This is a genomic window from Mycoplasma sp. ATU-Cv-703 (assembly GCA_004011965.1).
Classification (GTDB): Bacteria; Bacillota_I; Bacilli_A; order Mycoplasmatales; family Metamycoplasmataceae; genus RYZV01.
The window spans coordinates 83,596-98,115 of sequence record RYZV01000001.1 but is presented as its reverse complement, the minus strand read 5'-3'; the positions used below and the strand labels follow the sequence as shown (position 1 = coordinate 98,115).

The window sequence follows — 14,520 nt, the reverse complement described above, 5'->3', positions numbered from 1 at the left end:
ATGAGAAACGAAACAATTATTCAAACTAGACAATACCAAAAAGTTCACGAAAACGACATTTTGAGCATTTCTTTATCGCTGGCCAAACCCGAGGATGTGAAACACTGATCTTACGGGGAAGTGACCAAACCAGAAACGATCAACTACAAATCTTTTAAACCGGAGAAAAATGGTCTTTTTGACGAGGTCATTTTCGGACCGATTACCGATTACAAATGCCCGATTTGTGGAACGAAATACAAACGTTCTAACGAAGGTCAAATTTGCGAAAAGACCGATGAATGTCGAATTTACCAACCGCAAATTTTACCTAAATCAGCCCGTCGCAGTCGCATGGGTCACATTGAACTCGCTTCGCCAGTTGTTCACTTGTGGTTTTTTACAATTCACCACTCAATCATTGCCAAAGTTTTAGGACTTAAAACGGAAGATTCCGAAAAGTACCACTCACGTCGTCAAATTGAGAACATCATTTACTTCCGCTCCCACATCGTGCTTGAGTCTGACGGAATTAAAGCTTTGCCCAAAAATAAAATCATTGAAATTAACCAGGCGGCAGTCATTTACCGCAATGCTTTGCTCGAGTTGCGCGAACGTTACGAAGTTGGCAGCGATGCTTACCAAGAGATTAGTGATTCAATTGAGGATCTTGAACAAACCGCTAGTTCTAAACTTGGTCAAGATTACGGAGTTGACTTTTACGAACTTAACGAAATTATTCACGAGTATTCCAAGGCTAAAATTAGTACCGGTGCCAAAGCGATTGAGTACCTGCTAAAAAACTTTGACCTTAAAAACTCAATTCGTCGAGTCAAGTCCCAAATTACCCGGATTTCCCGCGAAATCAAGGAAAACGAAAGTTGGTACTCAGGACTCGTTCAGCAACGATCAAAACTTTACAAACGTCTAGATGTTTTGAACAAGTTTTATAAATCGGGTCAAGATTTGACATCAATGATCATTTACAACTTACCGATTATTCCCGCCGACTTACGACCTTTAATTCAAATTGATGGAGGCCGTCACTCTACTTCAGACATTAACGATTTGTACCGCCGAATTATCATTCGAAACAACCGACTTAAAAAGTGACAGGAAAATGACGCGCCGATTTTAATTATTCAAAACGAACTGCGCATGTTGCAGGAAGCGATTGACGCTCTAATTGATAACAGTCGGAAAAAACCTTCGCCGGTTATGTCAAAAGACAACCGTCCGCTCAAATCGCTTTCTGATTCATTGTCGGGTAAAAAAGGTCGCTTTCGTCAAAACCTACTTGGTAAACGGGTGGACTACTCTGGTCGTTCGGTAATTGTGGTCGGACCCGAACTAAAAATGCACCAAGTTGGTATTCCTCGTCAAATGGCTGCCAAACTTTTTGAACCTTGAATTATCCAGCGGCTAGTTAACCACTCGCTAGCGAGTTCAATTAAGGGCGCAAAAAAACTAGTTGAAGAGCAAGACAACCGCATTTGACCTTTTGTTGAGCAGGCTATTAAAGGCAAAGTTGTTTTACTTAACAGGGCGCCAACGCTTCACCGTTTATCAATCCAAGCTTTTGAACCGGTTTTAGTTCGGGGTAAAGCGATTATGCTGCACCCGCTCGTAACCACTGCTTTTAACGCCGACTTTGACGGTGACCAGATGGCGGTTCACGTTACAATTGCACCCGAAGCGGTTCGCGAAGCGCGCGAACTGATGCTGGCTAACAAAAACATTCTTGGCCCTAAAGATGGTGAGCCAATTATTAATCCGTCCCAGGACATGGTGCTCGGCCTTTACTACTTGACTCAGGAGAAAGCCGGAGCACGCGGAGAGGGAAACTTTTACCGATCTTACGACGAGATGATTAAAGCTTACGACCAAGGCCACGTGGATTTATCTGCTCGAGTGGCTCTGCCGCTTGTTGAAGTACAAAAGCAGTCGCTTTTTAACCACTACGACGAAAAGTCTTACTTGGTGGCTTCGGTTGGTAAATTCATTTTTAACCAAGCGTTCCCGGCTAGTTTTGATTTTATTTTTGATAACAGCATTTTTGACATTTATCAGCGCACTAACCCTTACGTGGTGCGTTATGGCACCGACTTACGTAAGTACATTCAAGAGCTGCCAACGCAAGTACCGCTCGCTAAAAAGGATATTGCCAAAATTGTTCGCTACGTTTTTGACAAGTACGTTTCAGCGATTAGTAAGGAAGACTTATCTCAGGTGATTAAGCAAGTTAACGTGGGTAACTACTACGACACCGTGATGCTTTTTGCCGAGTTAAAAGATTATAGTGGTCGCCAACTTAACCACGTTCACGCTCAAACTTTGTCTTTGATTTTGCGCCAACGTTTTGAAGAAGTTAACCGCCGCATTACTTTGCAAAACCAGGGAGTCGAACGAATTTTTGAACTAGATGAAAAAGTTGAACTGCTGGAAAAAGTTTGGTTTGATTACACTAACGGGGTTGCTAAAATTCTTGACAACTTGAAAGAGTTAGGTTTTAAATACTCAACTGTTTCAGGCGTGACGATGGCCGCTTCAGACATTATGCAGTCACCAATTAAGGACGTAAAAATTAAAGAGGGCGACCAGTACGTGAACTCGCTTTGAAAAATGTACAACCAGGGCGTGATTACTAACGACGAGCGTTATAAGTTGGCGATTGAAAAATGGTCGCAAATTAAAGACGACATTCAAAAAGATTTGACTAACATCATGGATCAACACCCAACCAACCCAATTTTTATGATTATGAAATCGGGAGCGCGTGGAAACATGTCCAACTTTGTCCAGTTTGCTGGTCTAAGGGGACTAATGTCCAACAGTAAAAAGATGCGCCGGGGATACGTTAAAAACCAAGTCGTTGTTCGCTCAACGATCGAAGTTCCGGTTAAGTCTTCTTTCTTAGAGGGCCTAACAGCTTACGAGTTTTACTCTTCTACCCACGGTGCCCGTAAAGGACTAACTGATACGGCTCTTAATACTTCAAACTCTGGTTACCTCACCCGGCGTCTAGTCGATGTAGCCCAAAACATCGTTGTTCGCGAAGTTGATTGCGGCTCTGACATTGGCGCGGTTGTAAAAGACCTAGTTGAAACGCAAACCCAATCGGTAATAGTTTCTTTAGCTGAACGTGTGGTTGGCCGCTTCACTAATAAGCCGATTCACGATGCTAAGGGCAATTTAATCATTGATGCTCAGCAGTTAATTGACGCTAAAATTGCCGAAGAAATTGTCAAGGCTAAACACAAAGAAGTCGAGATTCGTTCCATATTTGGTTGCCAAACTCGCAACGGAGTTTGCCAAAAATGCTACGGAAAAGATTTAGCAACTGACCGGGTGGTTGAGATTGGTGAACCAGTTGGAGTCGTAGCAGCTCAGTCAATCGGAGAACCTGGAACCCAACTTACGATGCAAACTTTCCACACCGGTGGTGTGGCTGGCGTGCAAGACATTACGGGCGGGTTCTCGCGCTTGATGCAGCTAATTGACACAACCAAAGACGTGTGGGAAGATAAGGCGATTATTTCTAAGACCCACGGCGTCGTGACTAGCATTCATAACCACGACAAAGACTCGGGCGTTTCGGTCATTGAAGTTCAAACAACCGAACTTGAAACTCCCCAAACTTACCAATACCAGTTTGTTAGCGCTAACCGTCGACTTCGCGTTAAACGTAAACAAGTTGTGCGTCCAGGTCAAAAACTAGTTGAAGGTCCGATCATTTTGACCGAACTATTGGAAATTGCCGGTACTAAAGCGGTTCAAAACTACATTCTCAAAGAAATTCAAAAACTTTACCGCATGCAAGGTATTGCGATTGCCGATAAATACATTGAAATCATTGTTCGTCAGTTTTTGATGAAGATTTTAATTAGTGAACAAGGTGATTCAGACTTTTTTGTCGGTTCACTAGTTGATAGTCACGCCTACCGGCAAGTTAACGCTCAGTTAATTAGTCAAGGCAAAAAACCTGCTTTTGGAGAGGTAGTTATTAACGGAGCTAAAAAAATCCCGCTTCTCTCTGAATCGTTCTTAGCGGCGGCTTCTTACCAGGAAACGCCATCGGTTTTAGTCCACGCCGCGATTGCTAATAAAGTTGACTACTTAGAGGGTCTAAAGGAAAACGTAATTGTTGGGCATAAAATTCCAGCTGGTACCGGTTCGCACAACTTTGCACCGCGAGGTAAGTACGATTTACGCGATCCGCGCGACTATTTTCAAATTTAACCCGTTGTTGAGGTCAAATTAGCGTTTTTTTAAGCGAAAAATAGGTTTTGAAACTTATTTTTCTTGTATAATCTCACTTGAACTGATTGGAATTATTAGTTAGTTCCGCGTGAGCGGAAACCAAGGTTAGTCTTCTTTAGTTTTTAGAAGTCCAAGCGGTTCGCAAATACTTTTTTTAGTTCTTTGAAAACTGGATATAAACACCATGATCGTCAATTTTTAACGAGAGTTTGATCCTGGCTCAGGATGAACGCTGGCTGTGTGCCTAATGCATGCATGTCGTGCGAAGTACTTGTACTTAGCGGCAAATGGGTGAGTAACACGTACCTAACCTACCTTTAGGATTGGGATAACTGGAGGAAACTCCGGCTAATACCGGATATGTTATTGTCTCGCATGAGACTTTAATCAAAGGAGCGTTTGCTCCGCCTAGAGATGGGGGTGCGCTACATTAGGTAGTTGGTAGGGTAAAAGCCTACCAAGCCGATGATGTATAGCGGGGTTGAGAAGCTGATCCGCCACACTAGGATTGAGATACGGCCTAGACTTCTACGGAAGGCAGCAGCAGGGAATTTTCCACAATGAGCGAAAGCTTGATGGAGCGACACAGCGTGCAGGATGAAGGTCTTAGGATTGTAAACTGCTGTTGTGAGGGAAGAACAGCCGGAAGAGGAAATGCTTCCGGTTTGACGGTACCTCACCAGAAAGCACCGGCAAACTATGTGCCAGCAGTCGCGGTAATACATAGGGTGCAAGCGTTATCCGGATTTATTGGGCGTAAAGCGTTCGTAGGTGGTATGTTAAGTCTAGAGTTAAAGCCTAAAGCTCAACTTTAGTCCGCTTTGGATACTAGCATACTAGAGTCATGAAGAGGTTAGTGGAACTCCATGTGAAGCGGTGGAATGCGTAGATATATGGAAGAACACCAATGGCGAAGGCAACTAACTGGTCATGTACAGACACTGAGGGACGAAAGCGTGGGGAGCAAATAGGATTAGATACCCTAGTAGTCCACGCCGTAAACGATGCTCGTTAGTTGGTGGCAGAGTCACTAGCGCAGTTAACACGTTAAACGAGCCGCCTGAGTAGTATGCTCGCAAGAGTGAAACTTAAAGGAATTGACGGGGACCCGCACAAGCGGTGGAGCATGTGGTTTAATTCGAAGCTACGCGAAGAACCTTACCCACTCTTGACATCCTTGGCAATGCTATAGAGATATAGCGGAGGTTAACCAAGTGACAGGTGGTGCATGGCTGTCGTCAGCTCGTGTCGTGAGATGTTAGGTTAAGTCCTGTAACGAGCGCAACCCTCATCCTTAGTTACTAACATTTAGTTGAGCACTCTAGGGAGACCGCCGGGGTAACCCGGAGGAAGGCGAGGACGACGTCAGGTCATCATGCCTCTTACGAGTGGGGCGACACACGTGCTACAATGGCAAGTACAAAGAGAAGCAATACGGTGACGTGGAGCAAAACTGGAAAACTTGTCTCAGTTCGGATTGAAGTCTGCAACTCGACTTCATGAAGTCGGAATCGCTAGTAATCGTAGGTCAGACATACTACGGTGAATACGTTCTCGGGTCTTGTACACACCGCCCGTCACACCATGGGAGTTGGTAATACCCAAAGTCGGTAGATTAACTTCGGAGATCGCCGCCTAAGGTAGGACTGATGACTGGGGTGAAGTCGTAACAAGGTATCCCTACGAGAACGTGGGGATGGATCACCTCCTTTCTACGGAGTACAAATTGATCTTGATCGTCAAGATCACACACATTCACAAATCTTTAGTTAGCAATTGATCTCACAAACAAATCTAACTAGAGTGTCATGGAAACGTTTATATTCAGTTTTGAAAGTTCTTTTAAAGGCGCCTCCTGCAAGGGAGGCATTTTTTATTGGAGTTTTTCAAGCTAAAAGTCGTTGAACTTCCGGGTTTAATTCTGGCTAAAATTAGGGGCACTATTTAACTCGCGACCATAAAACTTGATCCGGCGGCAATTTTCTAAAAAATAATGCTAATTTTCTCAATTTACCCCGGATTTAATCATGTATAATGGAAAACGAGATTACTAATCTTAGTTCTGGTTTAGCGTCAATCATCTTGAAGAAAACCGCTAAACAGCGAACTTTTCTCATTTAAAAATTAGTTATCTCAAATTAGTTAAAGTTCTTTGAAAACTGAATAGCAAAGTAAATCTTTAGACAACACAAAAACTAAAGTTTTTCGTCTAAGATAAACATAAAATCATCTCGCCGAGAGTCAAGCGCAAGCTTGATTCGCGGCAATACTAAACAATAGGCTTTAAATTAAACAAGGGCTTTTGGTGGATGCCTTGGGTCTAATAGGCGATGAAGGACGTGATAACCTGCGATAAGTCTCGTAGAGCCGGACATAGGCTATGAAACGGGAATTTCCGAATGGGGCAACCCACTCAGATTAATCTCTGAGGATTGTTCACTGAATCCATAGGTGAACAAAGCGATACCTAGCGAATTGAAACATCTTAGTAGCTAGAGGAGAAGAAAACAAAAGTGATTCCGTAAGTAGTGGCGAGCGAAAGCGGAATAGTCCAAACCGTCATTTTGGCGGGGTTGTAGGGCGACTAGCACGGAGTCAAAAAGTTGATGGATAGGAGAAAGAGTTGGAAAGCTCTGCCAGAGAGGGTGAAAGCCCCGTAACCGAAATTCATCAACCTCCTAGTCGTACCCTGAGTAGGGCGGGGCACGTGGAACCTTGTCTGAACCAGCCGGGACCACCCGGTAAGACTAAATACTCATTAGACACCGATAGCGAACTAGTACCGTGAGGGAAAGGTGAAAAGAACCCCGGAGGGGGAGTGAAATAGATTCTGAAACCAAAAAGCCTACAAGTAGTCAGAGCACGTTAATGTGTGATGGCGTACATCTTGCAGGATGGACCGGCGAGTTATGTTAGCATGCGAGGTTAAGTGGTAAAAAGCGGAGCCGTAGAGAAATCGAGTCTGAATAGGGCGATTAGTATGTTGGCATAGACCCGAAACGAGGTGATCTAACCATGGGCAGGTTGAAGCATGGGTAACTCCATGTGGAGGACCGAACCAGAGTACGCTGAAAAGTGCTTGGATGACCTGTGGTTAGTGGTGAAATTCCAATCGAACCTCGATATAGCTGGTTCTCCCCGAAATAGCTTGAGGGCTAGCGTGTGGTGTTAAGTTACGGAGGTAGAGCACTGAATGTGGGATGGCCTCACCTAGAGGTACTGACCATAATCAAACTCCGAATGCCGTAGCGGATTGCCATGCAGTCGGACTATGGAAGATAAGTCCCGTAGTCGCGAGGGAAACAACCCAGATCGTCAGCTAAGGTCCCCAAATTGTGCTAAGTGAAAAAGGTGGTGAAGTTTCTCAAACAACTAGGATGTTGGCTTAGAAGCAGCCATCATTTAAAGAGTGCGTAATTGCTCACTAGTCAAGAAATTTTGTGCCCAAAATGTAACGGGACTAAGCACAATACCGAAGCTACGGGTACCTACGGGTACGTTAGGGGAGCGTTCTAACCGCGCTGAAGTCAGACCGTGAGGACTGATGGAGCAGTTAGAAGTGAGAATGCCGGTATGAGTAACGATTCAAGGTGAGAATCCTTGACGCCTATTGGGGAAGGTTTCCTGGGGCAGGTTCGTCCACCCAGGGTTAGTCGGGACCTAAGGCGAGGCCGAAAGGCGTAGTCGATGGACAACAAGTTGATATTCTTGTACCTCCGCGTGAGTGATGGAGTGACGAAGCAGGATAACTTTACTAGTTAACGGATTCTAGGGCAAGTAATTAGTGGGTCGTGTAGGCAAATCCGCACGGCATAACCGTGAGTTACGATGCATAGGGAAAGTCTAGGCAAGTACCGAATTAAGCGATTCCAAACTTCCAAGAAAAACTTCTAACTTAATCGCGTGTGAGCCCGTACCGAGAACGGACACACGTCCCCAAGATGAGTATTCTAAGGCGAGCGAGATAACCATTGTTAAGGAACTCTGCAAAATTACCCCGTAAGTTCGCAAGAAGGGGCGCTCACTTCGGTGAGCCACAGGAAATGTGAGGGGCGACTGTTTACCAAAAACACAGCTCTCTGCTAAGTCGTAAGACGATGTATAGGGGGTGACGCCTGCCCAGTGCCCGAAGGTTAAGTTGATTTGTTAGTCAAAAATTAAAATACGACGAAGCATTGATATGAAGCCCGGGTGAACGGCAGCTGTAACTATAACGGTTCTAAGGTAGCGAAATTCCTTGTCACTTAATTGGTGACCTGCACGAAAGGCGTAACGATCTCTCAACTGTCTCAACAATGGACTCGGTGAAATTATGGTAACGGTGAGAACGCCGTTTTCCCGCAGCAAGACGAAAAGACCCCGTGAAGCTTTACTACAACTTCGTATTGGATTCTGGTTAAACATGTGTAGGATAGGTGGGAGACTTTGAAGCGTTGACGCTAGTTAACGTGGAGTCATCCTTGAAATACCACCCTTGTTTAATTGGGATTCTAACCCACTTTTGTTATCCAAAAGGGAGACAGTGCGTGGTGGGTAGTTTGACTGGGGCGGTCGCCTCCTAAAAGGTAACGGAGGCGTTCAAAGGTACCCTCAGTATGGTCGGAAACCATATGTAGAGCGTAAAGGTAAAAGGGTGCTTGACTGCGAGACACACATGTCGAGCAGGTGCGAAAGCAGGACTTAGTGATCCGGCGATTCCGTGTGGAAGGGTCGTCGCTCAACGGATAAAAGTTACTCCGGGGATAACAGGCTAATCTCCCCCAAGAGATCACATCGACGGGGAGGTTTGGCACCTCGATGTCGGCTCATCGCATCCTGGAGCTGGAGTCGGTTCCAAGGGTTTGGCTGTTCGCCAATTAAAGCGGTACGCGAGCTGGGTTCAGAACGTCGTGAGACAGTTCGGTCCCTATCTGCTGTGGGCGTTGGAGTGTTGAGAAAAGCTGTTCCTAGTACGAGAGGACCGGAACGGACGTACCACTAGTGTTCCAGTTGTCCCGCCAGGGGCATAGCTGGGTAGCTAAGTACGGAAAGGATAACCGCTGAAGGCATCTAAGCGGGAAGCCTCTTTCAAGATGAGCACTCCTTGAAATTCCTTGTGGACTACGAGGTTGATAGGCTGGGTGTTTAAGTATGGTGACATATTGAGCTGACCAGTACTAATAATTGAATAATTTAACGCTAAGTTTAGAAAAAGATTGATTTTGAAGCTATTCAGTTTTGAAGGTTCTTCGCGCTGCCGAGAGGGCAGTTTTTTATTGGGACTTCTCCGGTGTTAGGTGATTTATTTATTGGATATTAGTTGTTTTATGCTATAATAATTAGAATAACGAGGGGGAAAACATGAAAAAGTTTACTAAAACATTGCTAGTTATCGCTACTTCAACCGCCGTTTTCCCGATTGTAGCTGGACTGGTTTATTACGATCAGTTTTACCAAAAGACAGTTGACCCAGTTTCTCCCGGAATTTCCAAAATAGCTAACCAAGAAGACAAAGAGAAAAAAGTTTAGTTTTCTGAGACTGACTTAAAAATTTAAGTTTTCAGTTTAATTGACAATTTAAAAATATCCAACGTTCAAACTACAATTTTTGTAAAAATGTTGCGTGAATAAGTTAAACTGTTGGAGTGAAAAAACTTTCTTGGGGTGTGATTTTAACTTTGGGCGGTTTTTGACTACCAACCCAAGTCGTGAGTTGTGCGCCGCACGTTGATTTAAGTTTGACTGCCAAAGTTCGCACTCAAGTCGACGGAATTCACCCGCTCAGCCAAACTAGTCTTGAAGAAGATTTAAAGACAGCGATTGAAAAAAGCTCTGCTTTATCGGATCCGGTTAAAAAAAGCGCCCTTGAAAAATTAACCAAGTGACTTAACCAAAACCACCATTTCCACGTGGGTCAAACGGTTGTTCTTTTTGAAGTTCAAGGCGATCAAGGGCAAGTCACCTTAGAAATTGTCACCCAGCGCGCTTAGAGCGTTAAAATCTTAGTTAATGAACAAGTTATTTTTTGACATCCGTAATTTTGCCGACCGGCGTTTTTTAATCGTCACGCAAAACGGTCAACTTTGTCTGTTGGATGTAATCGCTCCAGGTCAAGATCCAATTGAAAATTTAAGACTTAAAAAACTTCTCAGTCGCCTCAAAAAGCCGGTCCGACTAGTCCGCTGCTGCCAGCAGACTAAGTACTTTGGTGATTGACTGGATGAGTACTTCCAAGGCCGAAAAACGAAAATGGACGCGCAAAAAGTCGCTTGGCAAAATGTTTCTCCCTTCGCCCGACGTGTTTACGCCCAGTTAGTTAAAACTCACCGCGGCGAGTTACTTACTTACCAAGCTTTAGCCGCTAAAGTTGGCCAGCCGCGAGCGGCCCGAGCAGTCGGAAACGCTTTATCCAACAACCCGTTTTTACTGCTTGTGCCTTGCCACCGGGTTACCCACGCCAACTTGACCCAAGTTGGATCTTACCGCGGCGGGATCAAAATGAAGCATTTTTTGTGGCAACTTGAACGCGACTTTGCCGCTTCCAGAGCGGTATAATTTTTCTGTTATGGCAAAAGTAGTTATTGCCCTCTCGGGCGGAGTAGACTCAGCCGTGGCCGCGTGACTATTGCTTAGGCAAGGTCATGAGGTCAGGGCCGTTTTTATGCGCAACTGGGATGATTTAGCTAACCAAGTCCAAGTTAGTGCTCTAAAAGTTCCTAGTCAAAATTGTCCCCAGGAAACCGATTACCAAGACGCGCTGAAAGTCGCCCAAAAACTGGGTATCGAATTAACGCGAGTTGATTTTGTCGATAAGTATTGAAACGAAGTTTTTCAAAATTTGATCCAAGGGTACCGGCAAGGTTACACCCCTAACCCAGATGTTTGGTGCAACCGCTTAATTAAATTCGGTGCACTTTGGCAGTGAATTCGCCAAAACTGACCCGATCAGCAGTTTCTGGCCACGGGGCATTACGCCCGTAACCAGGCTGGTCAACTGCACCAGCCACTCGATCAAACTAAAGACCAGACTTATTTTCTCGCTCAAACCAAGGCCGAGCAGTTTGCTCATGTACTTTTCCCGCTGGCTGATTACACTAAGGAAAAGGTACGTGAAATTGCTCGCCAAGTTGGTTTAGAAGTCGCGAGCAAAAAAGATTCGACGGGAATTTGTTTTGTCGGTAACCGAAAGTTCACGCTTTTTCTTGAGAATTATTTACCCAAAAAGTCCGGAGATATCGTAGATTTAACCACTCTTAAAAAAATTGGTCAACACCAAGGCGTCGCGTTTTACACCATCGGTCAACGCGAGGGCCTAAATTTGGGTGGTCAGTCTGAGCGCTACTACGTAGTTGGTAAAAACGTGACCCGAAACATTCTTTACGTCGCGCCGCTTAGCGACTCTCAGTTTTTACTTTCCCAAGCCGTCACGCTCAAAAAAGTTAACTGACTAGTTGATGATTACCGTCCTCAGAAAGCCCAGGCTAAATTTCGCTATCGCAGTTCAAGCGTTGATGTTTCGCTGACTTGGGAAAAAGACCGCTTGCGCGTTGATTACCCAACCGGACACTGGGCTGTGACGCCTGGTCAGCAATGCGTTTTATACGCCGATTCGCTTTGCTTAGGGGCTGGCGAAATTGACCAAGTTTTTGATCAGAAAGGTCTTAAAAACTACTTGCTCTAAGTTGTTAAGTTGCCTAAGGACTTATTAATTAGCGTTTTTTAGGCAGCCAAGTTTAGAATGCAGTGGTACATTTATAAAGTATGCAAAAACTCTCAGCTAACCGAATCCGCCAAATGTGAACCGATTTTTTCGCTGCTCACGAACACTTAGTTTTGCCCTCTAGTTCTCTAATCCCTCACCGCGACCACTCTTTGCTGCTAATTAATTCGGGCGTGGCTACGCTTAAACCTTATTTTACTGGCCAAGTCAATCCGCCATCACCTAACCTTGTTAAAGTTCAAAAATGCATTCGAACTAACGACATTGAAAACGTGGGCAAAACGGCTCGCCACCACACCTTTTTTGAAATGCTCGGCAATTTTTCAATCGGCGGCTACTTTAAAAAAGAAGCGCTCGTTTTGGCTTACCAGTTTATTTTCAAACAGTTAAAACTACCTAAACAGCGGATTTACATTACTTACCATAGCGAAGACTTAACCACTTACCGAATTTGACGCGAACTAGGCATTTCGGCTGACCACTTGGTGGCTGGCAGTCGCGCGACTAACTTTTGGGATTTGGGTCAAGGTCCCTGCGGCCCTGACACGGAAATTTTTTACGACCGCGGAGCTATGTTTGATCCCCAAAAACAGGGCACCAAACTTTTGAGCGAAGACATTGAAAACGATCGTTACTTAGAAATATGAAACATCGTTTTTTCCGAGTTTGAAAACGATGGTCAAGGTAACTACCAAGAACTGAGTCAAAAGATGATCGACACCGGCGCGGGCTTAGAACGTCTAGCGGCTATTTTTCAGGGAGCACCGACTGATTTTGAAACCGACCTATTTTTGCCAATCATTGCCGCCGTTGAAAAACTTAGCCCCCATCCTTACGAGCCAAGGTCCAAAGTTGCCGCCAAACGCAAAATAACCCAGGCTTACCGGATTATTGCCGACCACATTCGTGCGATCGTGATGGCAATTGAAGACGGGGTGATTCCGAGTCGCACAGCGCGCGGTTATGTGATTAGACGTTTAATTCGTCGCGCTTACCACGCCGGCTCCAAACTGGCGATTAAGTCCGAGCATTTTTTGAACAAATTAGTTGGGCTCGTGGCTAAAACGTTGCCGGTCTACCCGGTGAGCGTGGCCAAAGTGGCTGAGATCATTGCTAGGGAAGAGAGACTTTTTGCCCGCACGATGGCCGACGGGCAAACGCTTTTGTTAAACCACCTAGCCCGTCAAAACCGAGTCGATTCCCAGCTCGCTTTCAAACTCTTTGAAACTTATGGTTATCCGCTTGAGTTGACCGAGGAGATTGCCCATGAACACGGCGCTCAAGTTGACCTTGGTCAAGTTGAGCAATTAGCCCAGGCCCATCAGCAAAAATCGCGTGGCAAAGCAAGAATGGGTTTTAACCCGGCTCGTTACCAAGCCAGTTTACCAACTCAAAAAATTTCACGTTTTGTGGGCTACGATCATTTAGAGGCCGATTCACAAGTGGTTTTTCAAACTCAGGCCGACGACAAATGGTTGGTAGCCACGCTTGAGACGCCTTTTTACGCGACGAGCGGAGGACAAGAGCACGACCAGGGAACGCTGGGAGGAGTTTTGGTAGAGAGCGTTTTTAAAGACAAGCACAAAAACCACATTCACGTTTTAAACCAGCCAATTAAAGCCGAAAAAGTTCGTTTGCAAGTAGATCCGGTTATTCGTCAAAAAGCGGCTCAAAACCACTCAGCTACCCACTTGCTTGGCAAGGCTTTGGTAGAAATTTTGGGCGCTAGTGTCCAACTTGGATCTGAAAATAATTTTCAGCGTCTCAGACTAGACTTTCCCCATCCAAACCGCCCAACGCCCGAGCAAATTAAGGCCGTTGAACAGTTAGTTAACGATTACATTGAACAAGATTGACCGCGGCGTTACTTAGAAACCACTAAGGAAGAGGCGCTAGCTATGGGCGCTTGGGCGCTTGACCATGAAGAGTACGATTCAATCGTAAGAGTGGTTGATTTTGGCATTTCCAAAGAACTTTGTGGCGGCACCCACGTTAGCAGCACGGCAAAAATAGAGCGGTTTAAAATTATTCGTCTCGAGTCCAAAGGTTCGGGAGTTTACCGGATCGAAGCGATTACTTCTCACCAAAGCATTGAAAATTACCAGCGGGAAGAGCGAGCTAAAATGCATAGCCAAGCCGAGCAACTGCTCGCAAAAATAAAAACGCTTGAGCCAACTTACCAACCCAATTTTTCGTTGGAAAAAGACATAACCATAACTTCCGAGTTAATTCAAAAACTAACTAATGATTACAAACGATTAATTAAAAAAACTCGTCGCAGCCAAGCCAAGGTTAACGTAGTTTGGAAAACTACCACTTACCAAGGTATGCCAGCTTTTATCAAGTTAGATTTTGATCACCAGTTTGATTTAAGATCGCTTGCAATCCGTCTGCGCAGCGAGCACCCCGAAGCTTTAATCATAGTTGGCAGTGCGGTTGGAAGCAACACTAAAGTCGCGCTTGCTTCGCAAACTTTTGACTGCCAGCGAATTTTCTCGGAGTTAATTACCAAGTACGGCGGTCGTGGCGGAGGTCAAAAAACTTTGGCGATGGGTATCATTAACACTTCCCGCTTAACTTAG

Annotated in this window: 6 protein-coding genes and 2 rRNA genes; all 8 read left to right on the top strand. The window is 45.0% G+C overall.

Features of this window, described 5'->3' with window-relative positions; genetic code table 4:
- The 8 genes from rpoC to alaS all read left to right on the top strand — a co-directional run bounded on the left by rpoC (position 1) and on the right by alaS (position 14,520).
- Positions 1-4,218: a DNA-directed RNA polymerase subunit beta' gene (gene rpoC / locus CSE00_RS00285; RefSeq protein WP_127942573.1), complete on the top strand. Its 4,218-nt coding sequence runs from the start codon at positions 1-3 to the stop codon at positions 4,216-4,218.
- Between the two features lie 218 nt (positions 4,219-4,436).
- A 16S ribosomal RNA gene (locus CSE00_RS00280) occupies positions 4,437-5,951 on the top strand.
- 569 nt (positions 5,952-6,520) lie between these two features.
- Positions 6,521-9,419, top strand: a 23S ribosomal RNA gene (locus tag CSE00_RS00275).
- Together the 16S and 23S rRNA genes form the textbook arrangement of a ribosomal RNA operon.
- Before the next feature lie 160 nt (positions 9,420-9,579).
- Positions 9,580-9,747, top strand: coding sequence for a hypothetical protein (locus CSE00_RS03000; protein WP_161565512.1), 168 nt, complete (start codon positions 9,580-9,582; stop codon positions 9,745-9,747).
- A 116-nt stretch (positions 9,748-9,863) separates the two neighbouring features.
- Positions 9,864-10,208 (top strand): hypothetical protein, encoded by a 345-nt coding sequence (locus CSE00_RS00270; RefSeq protein ID WP_127942571.1) that lies wholly within the window; start codon positions 9,864-9,866, stop codon positions 10,206-10,208.
- A gap of 19 nt (positions 10,209-10,227) precedes the next feature.
- The gene (locus CSE00_RS00265; protein ID WP_127942569.1) at positions 10,228-10,773 is read left to right on the top strand and encodes an MGMT family protein; all 546 of its coding nucleotides are present in this window, start codon (positions 10,228-10,230) and stop codon (positions 10,771-10,773) included.
- Positions 10,774-10,783: 10 nt separating this feature from the next.
- Entirely contained in the window at positions 10,784-11,899 is a 1,116-nt protein-coding gene (gene mnmA, locus CSE00_RS00260) for a tRNA 2-thiouridine(34) synthase MnmA (protein WP_127942567.1), read from the top strand.
- Positions 11,900-11,979: 80 nt separating this feature from the next.
- Positions 11,980-14,520, top strand: coding sequence for an alanine--tRNA ligase (gene alaS / locus CSE00_RS00255; RefSeq protein ID WP_127942565.1), 2,541 nt, complete (start codon positions 11,980-11,982; stop codon positions 14,518-14,520).